17 protein-coding genes are annotated in these 16,477 nt (G+C 71.0%); 2 read left to right on the top strand and 15 right to left on the bottom strand.

Features of this window, described 5'->3' with window-relative positions; translation table 11 throughout:
• Positions 1-62 precede the first annotated feature (62 nt).
• Positions 63-1,736 carry a CocE/NonD family hydrolase gene (locus tag DY245_RS14675; RefSeq protein ID WP_244943048.1) on the top strand — a complete coding sequence of 558 codons (1,674 nt, stop codon included), beginning with the start codon at positions 63-65 and terminating at the stop codon, positions 1,734-1,736.
• A gap of 17 nt (positions 1,737-1,753) precedes the next feature.
• On the opposite strand, the gene DY245_RS14670 is transcribed toward DY245_RS14675, so the two are convergent.
• Positions 1,754-2,755: a helix-turn-helix domain-containing protein gene (locus DY245_RS14670; protein ID WP_128507418.1), complete on the bottom strand. Its 1,002-nt coding sequence runs from the start codon at positions 2,753-2,755 to the stop codon at positions 1,754-1,756.
• 98 nt (positions 2,756-2,853) lie between these two features.
• Here DY245_RS14670 and DY245_RS14665 point away from each other — a divergent pair, with 98 nt between their 5' ends.
• Positions 2,854-3,624: an NAD(P)H-dependent oxidoreductase gene (locus DY245_RS14665; protein ID WP_128507416.1), complete on the top strand. Its 771-nt coding sequence runs from the start codon at positions 2,854-2,856 to the stop codon at positions 3,622-3,624.
• 342 nt (positions 3,625-3,966) lie between these two features.
• Here DY245_RS14665 and DY245_RS14660 read toward each other — a convergent pair whose 3' ends face one another.
• From DY245_RS14660 to DY245_RS14595, 14 genes are all read right to left on the bottom strand, one after another.
• The gene (locus DY245_RS14660; protein WP_128507414.1) at positions 3,967-4,737 is read right to left on the bottom strand and encodes a sirohydrochlorin chelatase; all 771 of its coding nucleotides are present in this window, start codon (positions 4,735-4,737) and stop codon (positions 3,967-3,969) included.
• 3 nt (positions 4,738-4,740) lie between these two features.
• The gene (locus tag DY245_RS14655; protein WP_128507412.1) at positions 4,741-5,691 is read right to left on the bottom strand and encodes an ABC transporter permease; all 951 of its coding nucleotides are present in this window, start codon (positions 5,689-5,691) and stop codon (positions 4,741-4,743) included.
• Positions 5,678-6,508 carry an ABC transporter ATP-binding protein gene (locus DY245_RS14650; protein ID WP_128507410.1) on the bottom strand — a complete coding sequence of 277 codons (831 nt, stop codon included), beginning with the start codon at positions 6,506-6,508 and terminating at the stop codon, positions 5,678-5,680. The genes DY245_RS14655 and DY245_RS14650 overlap by 14 nt, the downstream gene beginning before the upstream one ends.
• A gap of 37 nt (positions 6,509-6,545) precedes the next feature.
• Positions 6,546-7,655, bottom strand: coding sequence for an aliphatic sulfonate ABC transporter substrate-binding protein (locus DY245_RS14645; protein ID WP_128507407.1), 1,110 nt, complete (start codon positions 7,653-7,655; stop codon positions 6,546-6,548).
• 213 nt (positions 7,656-7,868) lie between these two features.
• Positions 7,869-9,212, bottom strand: a complete 1,344-nt coding sequence (locus DY245_RS14635) for a sulfate adenylyltransferase subunit 1 (protein ID WP_128507403.1) — start codon at positions 9,210-9,212, stop codon at positions 7,869-7,871.
• Between the two features lie 2 nt (positions 9,213-9,214).
• Positions 9,215-10,165, bottom strand: coding sequence for a sulfate adenylyltransferase subunit CysD (gene cysD / locus DY245_RS14630; RefSeq protein WP_128507401.1), 951 nt, complete (start codon positions 10,163-10,165; stop codon positions 9,215-9,217).
• Positions 10,162-10,695, bottom strand: a complete 534-nt coding sequence (gene cysC, locus DY245_RS14625; protein ID WP_128507398.1) for an adenylyl-sulfate kinase — start codon at positions 10,693-10,695, stop codon at positions 10,162-10,164. Before cysC ends, cysD begins: the two co-directional genes overlap by 4 nt.
• A gap of 20 nt (positions 10,696-10,715) precedes the next feature.
• Positions 10,716-11,417, bottom strand: a complete 702-nt coding sequence (locus tag DY245_RS14620) for a phosphoadenylyl-sulfate reductase (protein WP_128507396.1) — start codon at positions 11,415-11,417, stop codon at positions 10,716-10,718.
• Positions 11,414-11,605 carry a hypothetical protein gene (locus tag DY245_RS46280; protein ID WP_128507394.1) on the bottom strand — a complete coding sequence of 64 codons (192 nt, stop codon included), beginning with the start codon at positions 11,603-11,605 and terminating at the stop codon, positions 11,414-11,416. Before DY245_RS46280 ends, DY245_RS14620 begins: the two co-directional genes overlap by 4 nt.
• Positions 11,602-13,299, bottom strand: coding sequence for a nitrite/sulfite reductase (locus DY245_RS14610; protein ID WP_128507392.1), 1,698 nt, complete (start codon positions 13,297-13,299; stop codon positions 11,602-11,604). The genes DY245_RS46280 and DY245_RS14610 overlap by 4 nt, the downstream gene beginning before the upstream one ends.
• A 217-nt stretch (positions 13,300-13,516) precedes the next feature.
• Positions 13,517-13,600: a putative leader peptide gene (locus tag DY245_RS48240; protein ID WP_350257049.1), complete on the bottom strand. Its 84-nt coding sequence runs from the start codon at positions 13,598-13,600 to the stop codon at positions 13,517-13,519.
• A 92-nt stretch (positions 13,601-13,692) separates the two neighbouring features.
• Positions 13,693-14,292: a GNAT family N-acetyltransferase gene (locus DY245_RS14605; protein WP_128507389.1), complete on the bottom strand. Its 600-nt coding sequence runs from the start codon at positions 14,290-14,292 to the stop codon at positions 13,693-13,695.
• A 142-nt stretch (positions 14,293-14,434) separates the two neighbouring features.
• The gene (locus DY245_RS14600; RefSeq protein ID WP_128507387.1) at positions 14,435-15,103 is read right to left on the bottom strand and encodes a class F sortase; all 669 of its coding nucleotides are present in this window, start codon (positions 15,101-15,103) and stop codon (positions 14,435-14,437) included.
• A gap of 125 nt (positions 15,104-15,228) precedes the next feature.
• The gene (locus tag DY245_RS14595; protein WP_244943047.1) at positions 15,229-16,473 is read right to left on the bottom strand and encodes an alginate lyase family protein; all 1,245 of its coding nucleotides are present in this window, start codon (positions 16,471-16,473) and stop codon (positions 15,229-15,231) included.
• Positions 16,474-16,477 lie beyond the last annotated feature (4 nt).

Here is a 16,477-nt window from a genome sequence, read left to right as displayed (position 1 = left end):
ACGTCGTGCCAAGGCCCAACTGGACCGCGCCGCCCGGGAAGCCGCCGTTGTCCTCGCGGATGATGAGGGCGACATGGCGCGGCCTCCCGGCCAAACAGCACGAAGTCGGCTGGGAACGAGGGCTCGTGGTACCGGCCGCGGACGGCAGCCCCTTGCTCACCGACCACTACTTCCCCCGCACCAAGGGCGACTTCCCGACCCTTCTCGTGCGCTCGCCTTACGGCAGGGGCCTGCCGTGGTCACCGCTGTACGGCTTGCTCTTCGCCGAACAAGGCTTCCACGTGGTGCTGCAGAGTTGCCGCGGCACCAGCGGCTCAGGGGGCCGGTTCGACCTGTGGCGCAACGAGCCCGCCGACGGCCGGGCCGCCGTGTCCTGGCTGCGAGAGCAGCCCTGGTTCACCGGAACACTGGGCACGATCGGCCCCAGCTACCTGGGCTATGTGCAGTGGGCGCTCGCCCTGGACCCGCCACCGGAGCTGAAGGCGATGGTGGTGCAGGTCGGCATGCACGATCCCCACTCCTTCTTCCATGCGGGCGGTGCGCTCAACCTGGAGAACGCCCTCGTCTCCGGCGCCGGCATCACCTTCCAGCATCAGGGGCTGGCACCCATGCTGAAGGCGACGCTGCGCCTGCATCGCCGTCTGCGCGAGATCACCACCGCGCGGCCGCTGCGCCGGGCGTACGAGTCCGCCTTTGGAGAAGTGCCCTGGCTGGACGACGTGATGACCCACCCCGACGCCGACGACCCGTACTGGCTCGGCACGTCCCTGGGGGAGGCGGCTGAGCGGCTGAGCGTGCCCACCAGTTTGATCACCGGGTGGCACGACGCGCTGGCCGACCAGACCTTCGAGCAGTACGGCCGGCTGCGCCGGGCCGGCTGCGAGACCGCCCTGCTCGTCGGCCCCTGGACACACACCTCCGCACTTCAACAGGGCTGGCCAGAGGTGTTCTCCGAGAGCCTCGCCTGGCTGCGGGCGCACCTGTGCGACGACCCCGCCGGCCTGCGTGCCCAGCCCGTACGCGTGCACGTCGGCGGCGAAAGCGCGTGGCGGGACCTCGACGACTGGCCGCCGGTCCCCGTCACGACTGCCTGGTTCCCCGCCGTGAACGGGACTCTCACCCAGCAGACCCCTACGGGATCCACACCGCTGACGTCCTTCCGCTACGACCCGGCCGACCCCACCCCTTCCCTGGGCGGGCCCCTGCTCTCCCGCGGTGCCGGCCCCCGCGACAACAGCGCCCTGGAAGCGCGGGAGGACGTTCTGACGTTCACCACCCCGCCGCTGACCGAGCCCGTCGACGTCCTGGGCCCGGTCTCCGCGCGACTGCGGATCTCCACGGACACCGGATACGCCGATGTCTTCGCCCGCCTGTGCGACGTGGACGCGCAGAGCCGATCCACCAATGTCTGCGACGGTCTGGCTCGGCTGCAGACCGCCGGGCAGGCCCCCTCGGAGGTCACCGTACCGATGAGCTCCACCGCCCACCGCTTCGCCGCCGGGCACCGTATTCGCCTCCAGGTAAGCGGAGGCGCCCATCCGCGCTACGCCCGTAATCCCGGCACCGGGGAACCGTCGGTCGAGGCCACCAGCCTCATGCCGGTACGCATCACGCTGCACACCGGCTCAGCGTTGGCTCTTCCCCAGGGGGCCCAGGTGCGTAGTTCTTCGGCGTCCGACCACCCGACGCCGAGGCAACAGACCGAGACCGAGACCGAGGCCGAGACGAAGGAGTGATGGCCCCTTCATTCGATTCATCCGAGTTGAGCTCGGTTGTGGCCGGGCTCAACAGTCGGTGGTGCCGTGGCCAGCCGGGCGAGGGCGACGGCCTCCTGGCTGCCCTCCTCGGCGCTGAACACGTGCACCACCAGGCCCGTCTCGCCGGGCGCGGCCGGCACGTGCAGCGTCTCGAAGTCCAGGGTGAGCAGCCCGGCCACCGGGTGCCGCAGCCGTTTGCGGCCCGCCGCGCACATCACGACCTCGCCGGTGGCCCAGATCCGCCGGAACTCGGCGCTGTGCGCGGACAGTTCGGTGATGAGCGCGGCCAGTTCCGCGTCATCGGGGTAGCGCCCTGCGGCGACCCGCAGTTGGCCCACGGCCTCGCTCGCCCTGTCCTCCCACTCGGGGTGGACGACCCGGGAGGCGGGGTCGAGGAAGAGGTATCTGGCGTTGTTCCGATCGCGGCGGACCGGGTCGGCCAGACCGCCGATGAGTTCGGCACCCAGGCTGTTCCAGGCCACCACGTCGAGGCGGTGGTTCGTCGCGAAGGCCGGCATCGGGGTGTCCCCGGTGCGAGCGGAGTCGAGAGCTCGGGAAAGGGCCATGGCGTCCAGGACCCGTTGCAGCAGGGGGCTGACCCGGGCCGTGGGCGCGGGGTCGCGCCTGGCGCCGGCCAGGGTGGCGAGGTGACTGCGCTCCGCCGTGTCGAGCCCGAGTGCCTTGGCGAGCGCGTCGAGCACTTCGGGGGACGGCTGGGTGGCCCGGCCCTGTTCGAGGCGTACGTAGTAGTCCACACTGATCCCGGCGAGCTGGGCCAGCTCCTCGCGGCGCAGCCCGCGCACCCGCCGGCGACGGCCGCCGACGAGCCCGACGTGCTCCGGCGCGACGCGCCCCCGGCGGGCGCGCAGAAAGCCGCCGAGCGCCCGCCGGGTGTCGCCGACCCCGTCGATGCGGTCGATTCCGCCGCTGTTCTCGATGCCGTTCCCGATGCGCTTGTCTACGCCGTCTGTGCGCTCGATGTGGTCCACGCCGTCCATGGGCTCAAGTATGGGTGGCCCTCGCGGTACCAGGATTACGGGTCCGCCGGTCGCACAGGGATCTGGCTACCGGTCGCCGCCCGGGAGACGGTGGCGGCATGAAGAAGATCCTTGTCGTCAGCGCCCACCCCGAACCCCGTTCCCTCAACGCCGCGTTGACCGGCTTCGCGGTCGACCACCTGCGGGCGGCGGGCCACGAGGTGCGCGTGTCCGACCTGTACGCGATGAAGTGGAAGGCCTCGGTCGACGCCGACGACTTCCCGGACGACGCCCCCGACCGTCGCCTGCACGTGATGGACGCCTCGGAGCGGGCCACGCTGGCGGGGAAGCTTTCGGCGGACGTCGCGGCCGAGCAGGAGAAGGTGCGTTGGTCGGACGCGGTGGTGTTGCAGTTCCCGCTGTGGTGGTTCTCGGCGCCCGCGATCCTGAAGGGCTGGATCGACCGGGTGTTCACCGCCGGGTTCGGTTACGGACCCGAGGTCCCGCCCCCGTACAGCGAAGGCGCCCTGGCGGGGCGGCGCGCGCTGGTCTCGGTGACGGCCGGCGCCCGCGAGTCGTCCTTCTCCGACCGGGGCATCCACGGCCGCCTGGCGGACGTCCTCCACCCGGTCCAGCACGGACTGTTCTGGTTCACCGGCATGACCCCGCTCGAACCCTTCGCGGTGTACGGCTCGAACGACCTGCCCGAGGAGCGGTTCGCGGCGGCGAAGCGGGAGTACGGGCGACGGCTCGACGGGCTCTTCACGGACGAGCCGGTCCCGTTCCGGTCGCTCGTCGGCGGCGACTACGACCGGGAGATGCGGCTGCTGCCGGGCGTGGAGGCGCCGGGGACGGGCGGACTGGATCTCCACGTCCGTCCGCGCGGCTGAGCGACCGTGCGACCTCTACGCCCCCCGCCGCCGTCAACTCCCGCTCGTCGTCGTCCTGTTGGCCATGCTTGATGAACTGGCGCACGGTCTTCGACGAGTGCGACCCGCCGCGCATCGCCGTCGCCGAGGCATGGGTGCGCAACTCCCGCCGCAGCCGCCGGGCTGGGGCGAGCTGTCCGTCGAGGCGCAGGGGGGCGTGGCGTCGGCCGAGCCCGTTCGCTGCCGGACGGCGAGGTGTTGCTGTCCTCCGCACCGGTCACCGGCGACCGGCTGCCGCCGTGGACCACGGCCTTGATACGCACCACGGGGAGCTGAACCGCGGCGCCCGCCGGGCAATCGTCCTCAGGCGGTCAGCGCCGCCGCTTGACCGCGGGCGCCGGCCACCACCGACCGGTCGTAGCGCCGGAGCAGCAGCCGGGCCAGCTCGGGGGCGGGGCCGAGGACGGGGGCGAGGATGTCGGCGCGGGCCTCGCGGGCGCCGGCGGCGATGCGGTCGGGGAGGAAACCGGGGGCGATGACGTACGGGGCGACGGCCACCCGGTGGGCGCCCTCGGCCCGCAGGGCCCGCACGGCATCGGCCGTGCGGGGAAGGGATGCGGAGGCGAACGCAGGTCGCACGGCACACCAACCAGCGGTGCGCCGCCACTCCCGCGCGATTTCAGCGATCACTGCGATCGCCTCCGGGTCTGAGGAGCCCGCCGAGGCCAGTACGACCCCGGTCGAGCGGCGGTCGCCGGGCCGCAGCCCGGCTTCCTCCAGCCGCCGCTCCAGGGCGGCGGTCAGGAGGGTGGAAGGGCCGAGCACCTCGGCCTGACGGACCGTCAGCAGTGGGAGCCGCGCGGCGGCCTCTCGTAGTACCGCCGGGATGTCGGACTTCGCGTGGAAGGCACGAGTGAGCAGAAGAGGCAGCGCCACCACATCCCGTATGCCCTCGCTGGAAAGGCGCTCCAGCACCCGAGGCACCCGGGGCGCGTTGAAGTCGAGATAACCGACCTCGACCCGCAGCCCCGGCCGCAGCGCCCGCACCCGCGCGCACAGCGCGGAGACGGTCGCCGCGTGCCGCGGGTCGCGGCTGCCGTGGGCGATGACGAGAAGGGTGGGGCGTGCGTCCATGGTTCAGCTCTTCACGAGAAGGCCGCGGCTGCGCAGCACCCGCCGCTCGATCGGGGCGAAGATCAGCAGCTCGATGCCGATGCCGACGATCAGGATCAGCAGAATCGCGGCCAGCACCCAGGACATGTCCTGCAGCTCGCGGCCCTGCTCCAGGAGCTGGCCCAGGCCGGTGCCCAGATCGGGCGCGTTGACGATGAGTTCGGCGGCCATCAGGGAACGCCAGGAGAACGCCCAGCCCTGCTTGAGGCCGGCGATATAGCCGGGCAGCGCAGCCGGCAGCAGCACATGCCGTACCCCGGCCGGCCCCGTCGCGCCGATGGTGCGGCCGGCACGCAGATAGAGCGGAGAGATCTGGTCGACGCCCGCCACCAGGCCGTTGGCGATGGAGGGGACGGCGCCGAGCAGCACCACCGCGTAGATCGTGGCGTCGCTCAGCCCGAACCAGATGATCGCTGCCGGGACCCAGGCCACGGAGGGCAGGGACTGCAGACCGCTCAGGATCGGCCCGATCGCCGCCCGTACGGCCTTGACCTGGGCAACGATCAGCCCGAGCACCGTTCCGATGGCGACCGAGGCCAGGAAGCCGAGGGCGCCGCGGGAGACACTGGTCCACACAAAGTTCAGCAGCGTGCCTTCGAGCCACTTCTGCTGGAGCGAGCGGCCGACGTCCACCGGGCTCGGCAGCAGATAGTGCGGCTTCAGCTCGAAGTGGTACGCGAGCTGCCACAGCCCGAGCACGATCGCGAGGGCGACGACGGGAGGGAGCGCCTTCGACGCGGTGGTACGCAGCCACGGCTGCCGGGCGACGACCGTGGATTCAAGGGCATCGAGCCCGGCCTCCAGGCCGGCGAGGTCACCGGAGGCGACACCGGCCTTGGTGACGGTGGTGCCGGCCGCGGTGTCGTCACCGGCCGGTGCGGCGGTGGACTGGGCCTCGGTTTCAGTGCTGGCCATGGCGGCGGATCTCCCCACGGAGCTGTTCGGTGATCTCGATGGAAAGGTCGGCGACCGCGGCGTCCTCGATACGGCGCGGCTGCGGGATGTCCACCTGCCACTCGCGGGCGATCCGGCCGGGCCGGGAGGACAGCAGCACCACCCGCTCGGCCAGCCGCACGGCCTCGCGGACGTTATGGGTGACGAAGAGGACCGAGAGGTTCGTTCCCGCGGCGGAGTCGCTTTTGGATGCAGTCCAGATGCGGGTCAGCTCGTCGTGCAGGACGTCACGGGTGATCGCGTCGAGCGCGGCGAACGGCTCGTCCATCAGCAGCAGTTGGCTGTCCTGGGCGAGCGCACGGGCCATCGCGACGCGCTGGCGCATACCGCCCGACAGCTCGTGCACCCGCTTGCCGTACGCGCCCTTGAGACGGACGAGTTCGAGCAGCCGCTCGGCCTCGTCGCGGCGCTCCGCGCGCGGCACCCCGCGCAGCCGCAGCGCCAGTTCGATGTTGCGGCCCGCGGTCAGCCACGGGAACAGCGCGTGCTCCTGGAACATCAGGGCCGGCCGGCCGCCGGGCGTCTCGATGGCGCCGGCGGACGGCGCGTCGAGGCCGGCCACGAGGTTGAGGAGGGTGGACTTTCCGCAGCCCGAGGCCCCCAGGAGGCAGACGAATTCGCCGGGTGCCACATCGATGCTGATGTCGTCCAGCACATGCTGCTGCGCGCCGGGGCGGCCGAACGACTTCGAGACATGGTCGATGCGAGCCGCGTACGGCACGGTGGTGGCCGTGTCCGCCGTGGCGGGCTGCTGCTTGGTGAGCGTGGTGGTCGTCATCGGTGTCACCTCCTGGGGGAGTGCGGAGCTGCGAGGGCTACTTGCTGCCGAGTCCGGCGTCGTCGACCGGCTGCTTGCCCTCGGACTTGAGCACCTTGTTCAGCAGCGTGAGGTCGTAGATGCCCTTGAGGTCGGGAGCCTTCAGCAGGCCCGCCTTGACGGCGTGGTCCGCCTCCTGCTGGAGGGTGGCGGCCAGCGGGTCATCGGTGACGTCGATGTTCCGGAACGCCGGGTCGATCACGTTCTCCGGCAGCGCCTTGCCGGCGATCTGCGGATCGGCGAGCTTGGCGTTGAGCGCCTTCTTCGCCTCGGCCGGATGCGTACGGATCCAGGCGTTGGTCTTCACCGAGGCACGCAGCACCGCCTCGACGGCCTTCGGGTGCTCCTTGAGGAACTTCTGCGAGACGATCACGTTCGTGATGACGAACTTCCCGTCCTTCCACAGCTTCTTCTCGTCCAGGATCGTCTTGCCGCCCTGGGCGACGAGCTTGGAAGCGGTGGGCTCGGGCACCCACGCACCGTCGATGGAGCCCTGCTCGAAGGCGGTCGGCGTCACCTTGTTGTCGGTGCGCTGAACGGTGACATCACCCTTGCCGGTGGTGGCGTCGACCTTGTAGCCCTTCTCGGCAAGGTAGTTCAGCAGCGCGACGTCCTGGGTGTTGCCCAGCTGCGGGGTCGCGATCGTCTTGCCCTTGAGATCGTTCAGGCTCTTGATCTTCTTGGGGTTGACCACGAGCGAGACACCGCCGGAGGCCGAGCCCGAGATGATCTTCAGGCTCTTGCCGTGCGACTTGGCGTAGCCGTTGATCGAGGGGGAGGGGCCGATCCAGCCGATGTCGATGGCGTCCGAGTTGAGCGCCTCGATCTCCGCGGGGCCCGCGTTGAACACGGAGGACTTCACCGCGGTGCCGCCCAGTTCCTTCTGGAACAGGCCCTTCTGGAGGCCGATCAGGGGAGTGGCGTGGGTGGTGTTGCCGAAGAACCCGATCTTCACTTGATCAAGTCCGTCGGTCTTCGCGCCCTTGGGGGCGACGCCGGACGAAGTGTCCTTCTTGGCCTCGGAGCCGTAGCCGCAGGCGCCCAGCGCGCCGATCAGGAGCGGGACGGTTGCGGCGGCCGCCAGCAGGCGGTGTCGAACGGCAGACACGGGAGGAGTTCCTCTCGGAGGGCCGGGCAGTACGCGCCCTGCTAAGGCGCGCCCGGCGGAGCTATGGATCTTCGGAAGGGTGGTGTGGGGGGTACGGAGTCGAGCATCGTCAGCACACACATCGGCCGACTCCGCCCTGGCCGCTCCCCAGGGCGCCGCTGCCGATGCGGCCGCCCTCCTTCGCGAAGGTCGAGAACATGTCCTTGAGCATGATCAGAAGTCCCATCCCTCGTCGTCCGCCGCGTCGGCCGGCGCGGCGTCGGCCGCCGCCTCCGCGAAGGCGGTGCCCGCCATTCCCGCGGTCAGCGTCGTACCGTCCGCCGGGTCGATCAGTAGGAACGAACCGGTGCGCCGGGAGTCGGCGTAGGCGTCCAGGGCCAGCGGCTCGGCCGTACGGACCACGATCCGTCCGATGTCGTTGGCGACCAGCTCACCGGGCGCCGGGTGCTGGGACAGGTCGTCCAGCGTCAGCCGGGACGGGATGTCCTTGACGATCGCCTTGACCGTGCGGGTGGTGTGCTTGAGCAGCACCCGCTGGCCGACGGTCAGCGGCCGGTCGGCGACATGGCAGATGGTGGCCTCGATGTCCTGGGAGACCGACGGCGCCGTGGCGGTCGGGGCGATCAGGTCACCGCGCGAGATGTCCAGGTCATCGGTGAGCCGGACGGTCACCGACTGCGGCGCCCAGGCGACGTCCACGGCCTGGCCGAGTGCGTCGATCGCCTCGATGGTGCTCGTACGGCCGGAGGGCAGGACGGTGACGGCGTCGCCGACGCGCAGTACGCCGGAGGCGATCTGGCCCGCGTAGCCGCGGTAGTCGGGGTGCTCGGCGGTCTGTGGCCGGATGACGTACTGGACCGGGAAACGGCCGGGGTCGTCCGACGGGTCGGCGACGACGGGCACGGTCTCCAGGTGCTCCAGCACGGTCGGTCCGCCGTACCAGTCCATATGGGCGGAGGGCTCCACGACGTTGTCGCCGGCCAGCGCCGAGATCGGGATGGCGGTGATCTCCGGTACGCCGAGCGAGGCCGCGTACGTCGTGAACTCCTCGGCGATGGCGGCGAAGACGGGCTCGGCGTAGTCGACCAGGTCCATCTTGTTGACGGCCAGGACGACATGCGGGACGCGCAGCAGCGCGGCGACCGCGGCATGCCGGCGGGTCTGCTCGACGACACCGTTGCGGGCGTCGACCAGCACCACGGCCAGCTCGGCGGTGGAGGCGCCGGTGACCATGTTGCGGGTGTACTGCACATGGCCGGGGGTGTCCGCCAGGATGAAGCGGCGCCGCGGCGTGGCGAAGTAGCGGTAGGCGACATCGATGGTGATGCCCTGCTCGCGCTCGGCGCGCAGCCCGTCGGTCAGCAGCGCCAGGTCGGGCGCTTCCTGCCCGCGGTTGCGGGAGGCGTGCTCGACGGCCTCCAGCTGGTCGGCGAGCACCGACTTGGAGTCGTGCAGCAGCCGGCCCACCAGGGTCGACTTGCCGTCGTCCACGGACCCGGCGGTGGCGAAACGCAGCAGTGAGGTGGCACCCGCGTCAACGGTATTGATCGTGCTCATGGTTAGAAGTACCCCTCGCGCTTGCGGTCCTCCATGGCGGCCTCGGACATCTTGTCGTCGGCCCGGGTGGCACCCCGTTCGGTCAGCCGGGACGCGGCGATCTCCGTGATGACGGCCTCGATGGTCTCGGCGTCGGAGTCGACCGCGCCGGTGCAGGACATGTCGCCGACCGTGCGGTAGCGCACCTGCCGGGTCTCCAGGCGCTCGCCGTCCTTGGGGCCGCCCCACTCACCGGGCGCCAGCCACATCCCGTTACGGGCGAAGACCTCACGCTCGTGGGCGTAGTAGATGGCGGGCAGTTCGATCTTCTCGCGGGCGATGTACTGCCATACGTCCAGCTCGGTCCAGTTGGAGAGCGGGAAGACGCGGACGTGTTCGCCGGGGGAGTGCTTGCCGTTGTAGAGCTGCCACAGCTCGGGGCGCTGGCGGCGCGGGTCCCAGCCGCCGAACTCGTCGCGCAGCGAGAAGACCCGTTCCTTGGCGCGCGCCTTCTCCTCGTCGCGCCGGCCGCCGCCGAAGACCGCGTCGAAGCGGCTCTTCTCGATGGCGTCCAGCAGCGGCACGGTCTGCAGCGGATTACGGGTGCCGTCGGGCCGCTCGCGCAGCTCACCGCGGTCGATGAACTCCTGGACGGAGGCGATGTGCAGCCGCAGGCCGTGCCGCTCGACGGTGCGGTCGCGGTAGTCGAGGACCTCGGGGAAGTTGTGCCCGGTGTCGACGTGCAGCAGCGAGAACGGCACCGCGGCCGGCGCGAACGCCTTCAGCGCCAGGTGGAGCATGACGATGGAGTCCTTGCCGCCGGAGAACAGGATCACCGGCCGCTCGAACTCGCCCGCCACCTCGCGGAAGATGTGCACCGCCTCGGACTCCAGGGCGTCCAGGTGCGACAGCGCATAGAGGCTGTCGCCCCCCGGCTCGCCGCCGGTCTCGGTCAGAACGGTCGCGGTGGTCACGCCAGTCCCCTTTCGACGAGCAGCGCGTGCAGCGCGGCTGCGGACTCCTGCACGGTCTGGGTGTGCGACTCGATGCGCAGATCGGGCGATTCGGGCTGCTCGTAGGGGTCGTCCACGCCGGTCAGACCGGAGATCTCGCCGGCCGCCTGCTTGGCGTACAGGCCCTTCACATCACGCTCGGAGCACACCTCGACCGGGGTGGCCACATGCACCTCCAAGTACGCGGTGCCCTCGCTCTGGTGGCGCCCCCGTACCGCCTCGCGGCTGTCCTCGTACGGCGCGATCACCGGCACCAGCGCCTTGACGCCGTTGCTCGCCAGCAGCTCGGCCACGAAGCCGATGCGCTGGACGTTGGTGTGCCGGTCCTCGCGGGTGAAACCGAGGCCCGCGGAGAGGAACTCGCGGATCTCGTCGCCGTCGAGCACCTCGACGGCGTGGCCCTCGCCGCGCAGCCGGCCGGCCAACTCGTGCGCGATGGTCGTCTTGCCCGCGCTCGGCAGACCGGTCAGCCAGATCGTGGCGCCCGTCATTGCTCTCTCCTGATGCTCGGTCATCCGTGCAGCCCGCACTCGGTCTTGTTGCTGCCGGCCCAGCGGCCGGCCCGTATGTCCTCGCCCGCCAGCACCCGGCGGGTGCAGGGCGCGCAGCCGACGGAGGCATAGCCGTCCATCAGCAGCGGGTTGGTGAGCACACCGTGCTCGGTCACATACGCGTCCACGTCGGCCTGCGTCCAGCGGGCGATCGGCGAGACCTTGACCTTTTGGCGCTTGGGGTCCCAGCCGACGACCGGGGTGTTCGCCCGGGTGGGCGACTCGTCCCGGCGCAGGCCCGTGGCCCATGCGTCGTAGCCGGTCAGACCCTCTTCGAGGGGCTTGACCTTGCGCAGTGCGCAGCACAGGTCGGGGTTGCGGTCGTGCAGCTTCGGTCCGTACTCGGCGTCCTGCTCGGCCACTGTCTGACGAGGAGTCAGGGTGATGACATTGACGTCCATCACCTCGGCCACCGCGTCCCGCGTCCCGATCGTTTCCGGGAAGTGGTAGCCGGTGTCCAGGAAGACCACGTCCACGCCGGGGAACGCCCGCGACGCCAGGTGCGCGACGACCGCGTCCTCCATGGACGAGGTGACGCAGAAGCGCGGACCGAACGTCTCGGCGGCCCACTTGAGGATCTCCAGGGCCGGCGCGTCCTCCAGGTCACGGCCCGCCTGTTCGGCGAGCTGCTGAAGGTCGGCAGCGGTGGTAGGGGTGGTCACGACTCACCTCCGGGGGAAGCGGCGGGGGAATGTCCGGTCCGTCCCGGGGCCAGCAGGCCCAGGAACTTCAGCCGGAACGCGCGGCTGCACGACCGGCATTCCCAAGCACCGTGGCCTTCTTCTTCCGAAGGGCGCAGGTCCTCGTCCCCGCAGTACGGGCAGTAGAAGGGCGCGGCGCGTTCGCTCACTTCAGCGCACCCTCTTCCGCACGGGCCGCCCACTGGGCGAACCGCTCACCCTCGGTGCGCTGCTCCTGGAAGTTGCGCACCACCCGCTCGACGTAGTCGGGCAGTTCGTCGGCGGTGACCTTCAGGCCGCGGACCTTGCGGCCGAAACCGGCCTCCAGCCCGAGCGCACCGCCCAGGTGCACCTGGTAGCCCTCGACCTGGTTGCCGTCGTCGTCCAGGACCAGCTGGCCCTTGAGGCCGATGTCCGCGACCTGGATACGGGCGCAGGCGTTGGGGCAGCCGTTGATGTTGATGGTGATCGGCTCGTCGAACTCGGGGAGCCGGCGCTCCAGTTCGTCGATCAGCGAGGCGCCACGGCCCTTGGTCTCGACGATCGCCAGCTTGCAGAACTCGATGCCGGTGCAGGCCATCGTGCCGCGCCGGAACGGGGACGGCTTGACCCGCAGGTCGAGCGACTCCAGACCGGAGACCAGCGAGTCGACCTGCGACTCGTCGATGTCCAGCACGATCATCTTCTGCTCGGCGGTGGTCCGCAGCCGGCCCGAGCCGTGCTGCGCGGCGAGTTCGGCGATCTTGGTGAGGGTGGTGCCGTCCACCCGGCCGACGCGCGGGGCGAAGCCCACGTAGTAGCGGCCGTCCTTCTGCCTGTGCACACCGACGTGGTCGCGCCACTGCTGCCCGGGCTGCGCCGGAGCGGGCCCGTCGGTCAGCTTCCGCTTGAGGTACTCGTCCTCCAGCACCTGGCGGAACTTCTCCGTGCCCCAGTCGGCGACCAGGAACTTCAGCCGGGCGCGGGTGCGCAGCCGGCGGTAGCCGTAGTCGCGGAAGATCGAGATGACGCCTTCGTAGACATCGGCGGCCTCCTCGCGCGAGACCCATGCGCCCAGCCGGACACCGAGCTTGGGGTTGGTCGACAGTCCGCCGCCGACCCACACATCGAAGCCCGGACCGTGCTCGGGGTGCTCGACGCCGACGAACGAGATGTCGTTGATCTCGTGCGCGACGTCCAGCAGCGGCGAGCCGGAGACCGCGGACTTGAACTTGCGCGGCAGGTTGGAGAACGCGGGGTTGCCGATGATCCGGCGCTGGATCTCCTCGATGACCGGGGTGCCGTCGATGATCTCGTCCTCGGCGATCCCGGCGACCGGCGAGCCGAGGATGACACGGGGGGTGTCACCGCACGCCTCGGTGGTGGACAGGCCCACGGCCTCCAGCCGCTGCCAGATCTCCGGTACGTCCTCGATCCGGATCCAGTGGTACTGGACGTTCTGCCGGTCGGTGAGGTCCGCGGTGCCGCGCGCGAACTCCTGTGAGATCTCGCCGATGACGCGCAGCTGCTCGGTGGTCAGCCGCCCGCCGTCGATGCGGACCCGCAGCATGAAGTACTTGTCGTCCAGCTCCTCCGGCTCCAGGATCGCGGTCTTGCCGCCGTCGATCCCGGGCTTGCGCTGGGTGTACAGGCCCCACCAACGCATCCGCCCGCGAAGGTCGTTGGGGTCGATCGAGTCGAAACCGGCCTTGGAGTAGATCGTCTCAATGCGTGTCCGCACATTGAGACCGTCGTCGTCCTTCTTGAACTGCTCATTGCCGTTGAGCGGCGTGAAGTGACCAACGGCCCACTGGCCCTCGCCGCGGTGGCGTCCGGCCTTGCGGCGGGTCGTGGCGGCTGCGGGGCTTTCCGGGGTGGCGGCCATGGGTGTACGTCCTTCTGGGCGGGGCTCAAGGGATGCGGACCTGGGCGCCGGGCACCCACGATGACCTGCGCGGACACACCGAAAGACGGCGCGTGGCGACGCGTCGGAGGAGGTCTGCGGGTCGTGGGGTCTCAGCGCGTCCACGACGATGGGGACGGCGGGAAGTTCGGTGGTGCTGGGCGCTGCCCGGGGCCGAAGGCCCCTGGTCAATACAGCCTCAGCCCGCCCGACAAATGGCGCTGGACATGCGGCCGAGGTCGACGTGCCGCCGACTCACCAAGGCAATTCCAGCTCGAGACATGGCGGAAGCCTGGCACGCCGTTCTCCGGCCAGTCCACCGTTATCCAGGATTCGGACACCATCGTCTCGTATGACGAGATGATGTGTCGTGGGTCACTTTCCGGCGAGTGTGTGGGGCGTCAGCGGACCCGCGCCGGGCCAGGGTCCCGGAGCCGGTACCTCGGGCTCCTCGGTCACCGTGGTGTCGTAGAGCCGGAAGCCGCGCCGCTGGTAGTTGGCCATCGCATGCGGGCCGTCCTTGGTGCAGGTGTGCAGCCACACCCGCTTGGTCTGCGCCTGTCCCGGCCGGCGCTCGGCCAGGTCCCAGGCGCGCTCGATCCCGTACGCGAGCAGATGCCCGCCGATCCGGCGCCCCCGGAAGCCCGGGACGAGCCCGAAGTAGACGATCTCCACGGATCCGTCCGGAGCCGCCTCCAGCTCGATGAACCCGGCGGGCGTGCCGCGCTCGTACGCCACCCAGGTCTCCACCCCCGGCCGCCCGAGGTACTCCGCCCACTGCGCGTACGACCAGGTCAGCCGGTCGGTCCAGGTGACATCCCCGCCGACCGCCGTATAGAGGAAGCGACTGAACTCGGGCGACGGTACCTCGGACCGGACGATCCGGACACCCTGCTCGGCCGGCGGTTCCTGGACGGGGGACAGCTCGTCGCGGGAGGTCTGCTCCAGATACCAGGTGGTGACCGAGATGCTCATGGGGCCAGCACATCACACCGGAATCCGGGGCTTCGATCCCGCCCGATGAGTGGGACGGAGACGCGGCGGGCGGTGCGGCGGGAGCCGTTCCGAATCGTGAGATACCCGCTCACCCGGTGGGATATCTCCTGAGGGCCTGTCCCTAGGTTGTGCCCGTCATCCTGGCGAAGACCACCACATTGCCCGCGTAGCCGGAGCCCGCGGAGTAGTCGCCGCCGCAGGTCAGGACGCGCAGCTCGGGGTGGCCGGTGCTGCCGTAGATCTTCCGGGCGGGGAACTTCCGCTTGTCGAAGACATGGATCCCGTAGACCTCGAAGACCGCGGTCCGCCCGTCCTGGCGGGTCACCCGGATCGTCTTGCCCTTCTCCAGGGCGCCCAGTCCGTAGAAGACCGCGGGCCCGCCGGCCGAGTCGACATGGCCGACCAGGACGGCGGTGCCGCTCTCGCCGGGCGACGGCGCGTCCGCGTACCAGCCCGCCAGATCGGCGTCCCCGGCCGGCGGGGCCTCGATCCAGCCGTCCTTGTCCAGGCCCAGCGGCATCACCGGGGCGGACACCTCGATCGACGGGATCGCCACCCGGGCGGGGGCGGAGCGGGGCAGCGGCGGCGGTGCGGGGCCGTCGGGCGGGCGGTCGCCGGGGAAGACCGAGGTGGCGGCCCCCGGCTGCGGCGGTCCGTCCGCCTCGCCGGACAGGCCCTGGCGGACCATGCCGAATCCGATGAGTCCCACCAGGGCCAGTACGCCCCACCTGGGCCGGCGCGGGGCCGCCGGCTCCCCGGGCGACGTTTTTGGCGGGTCTGTCGGGCTCATCGCTCACCTCCCGTGGCCGCGCGCCCCGCAGAGCGCGGTCCCCAGTCGGCACGCTAGGCGCGCCCCCGGGGCGGGGGCGACAGCACGCGGCCGAACGGGTGGCGGGCGCCGCCGCGCCCGCCCGCTCACCCCGCGATCGAGTCCAGCTGTTCCGCCGCCGGGCGCAGCCCCCACAGATCACCGCCCGGCGGGGCCTCCAGGTGGGCCAGCGCCGCGCGGGCCTTGCGGTCCCCGGCGTCCGCCGCCGCATGGACGAGGTCGCTCGCGGCGTACGCATGGAAGTCCAGCTCCGGATACGGCCAGCGGCCGCCGGTCGCGGCCGGGAGCAGATGGTCGACCGCCCCGGTCAGGCTCGCGCCCTTGGGGCCGCGGTAGGCCCAGAGGTCGACGCCGACGTGCCTGCCGATGTCGGCGAGCCGGGTGAGGGCGACCAGGTTGAAGGTCGAGTAGTGCCAGCTGCGGGTGCGGGCGAGCTCATTGGGCTGCCGTCCGTCGGCGGTGATCTGTGCGTCGATCCGCCCGGTGCGCGCCGCGCCTGCCGTCGTACGGGCCAGCGCCCGGTCGCCGGTGGCCACCGCGAGCGCCGCGACCTGCATGTCGTGGAAGGAACCGTGGTTGTTGTCCGCCGCGGCCTCCTCCTTGCCGAATTCGCTGTGCACCAGCCAGCCCAGGAAGTCCCGGTACCAGCCGCGCATCGCGGTCCGGTCGGCGCCGGTCCAGCCGGGCGCACCGGTGTCGAGGATCGCGGTGGCGTCCAGCACCCCGGTGAACTGCTGCGAGAAGTCGATGATGCCGATGGCCCGGCCGTCGTACTTACAGGGGATGAACTGCGCATGGTCCAGATTCGGGTTCATCCGGGTGTCCGGGTCGGTGAACCAGGTGCGCAGAATCCTCGCGGCGTGCTCGGCGTAGGCCGCCCGGCCGGTGTAGTACCAGGCGAGGCTGAGCGTACTGACCGAGTCGAAGACCTTGCCGCGGTCGGCGTGGTCGGTGCCGGTGTCCACCTCGGGATTGCGCTCGCCGTCCCGTTGGACGTACGGGCAACCACGCGGGTTCTCGGGGGTCCTGGGCTGCGAGGGCCACCAGTACGGCGCCTGGCTCAGATAATCGTGCGGGTCACCGCCCGGCGCCGGCCCGGGTTTGTCGACCACCGTCCACGGGCCCTGGTCCAGCCACCCGTCGGCCTTGGTCCGCAACTGCCGTACGGCGTGCCGCAGTGCGGGGTCGCCGGCGTCTAGGCGCTGCTTCGCCTGCTGGAGGCGCCTGCCGTCGAGGACCGGTGTGGCCGGGGCGGCGGGTGTGGTGCGGTGTGCCGTTCGGGCCGCGGCCGCGGCGGGGGCGGCGGTCAGCGGCGCCCCCGCCGGCAGCAGCGCT

Source organism: Streptomyces inhibens (assembly GCF_003389455.1).
Lineage (GTDB): Bacteria > Actinomycetota > Actinomycetes > Streptomycetales > Streptomycetaceae > Streptomyces > Streptomyces inhibens.
Note: the sequence above shows the minus strand (reverse complement) of the source record. Positions and strands in the feature narration are given on the sequence as shown.

Excerpts from the sequence above, each read along its gene's own strand:
- DY245_RS14675 (WP_244943048.1), top strand. The coding sequence starts at position 63 with ATGAGGGCGACATGGCGCGGCCTCCCGGCCAAACAGCACGAAGTCGGC.
- DY245_RS14670 (WP_128507418.1), bottom strand. The coding sequence starts at position 2,755 with ATGGACGGCGTGGACCACATCGAGCGCACAGACGGCGTAGACAAGCGC.
- DY245_RS14665 (WP_128507416.1), top strand. The coding sequence starts at position 2,854 with ATGAAGAAGATCCTTGTCGTCAGCGCCCACCCCGAACCCCGTTCCCTC.
- DY245_RS14660 (WP_128507414.1), bottom strand. The coding sequence starts at position 4,737 with ATGGACGCACGCCCCACCCTTCTCGTCATCGCCCACGGCAGCCGCGAC.
- DY245_RS14655 (WP_128507412.1), bottom strand. The coding sequence starts at position 5,691 with ATGGCCAGCACTGAAACCGAGGCCCAGTCCACCGCCGCACCGGCCGGT.
- DY245_RS14650 (WP_128507410.1), bottom strand. The coding sequence starts at position 6,508 with ATGACGACCACCACGCTCACCAAGCAGCAGCCCGCCACGGCGGACACG.
- DY245_RS14635 (WP_128507403.1), bottom strand. The coding sequence starts at position 9,212 with ATGAGCACGATCAATACCGTTGACGCGGGTGCCACCTCACTGCTGCGT.
- cysC (WP_128507398.1), bottom strand. The coding sequence starts at position 10,695 with ATGACGGGCGCCACGATCTGGCTGACCGGTCTGCCGAGCGCGGGCAAG.
- DY245_RS14610 (WP_128507392.1), bottom strand. The coding sequence starts at position 13,299 with ATGGCCGCCACCCCGGAAAGCCCCGCAGCCGCCACGACCCGCCGCAAG.
- DY245_RS48240 (WP_350257049.1), bottom strand. The coding sequence starts at position 13,600 with ATGTCTCGAGCTGGAATTGCCTTGGTGAGTCGGCGGCACGTCGACCTC.
- DY245_RS14605 (WP_128507389.1), bottom strand. The coding sequence starts at position 14,292 with ATGAGCATCTCGGTCACCACCTGGTATCTGGAGCAGACCTCCCGCGAC.
- DY245_RS14600 (WP_128507387.1), bottom strand. The coding sequence starts at position 15,103 with ATGAGCCCGACAGACCCGCCAAAAACGTCGCCCGGGGAGCCGGCGGCC.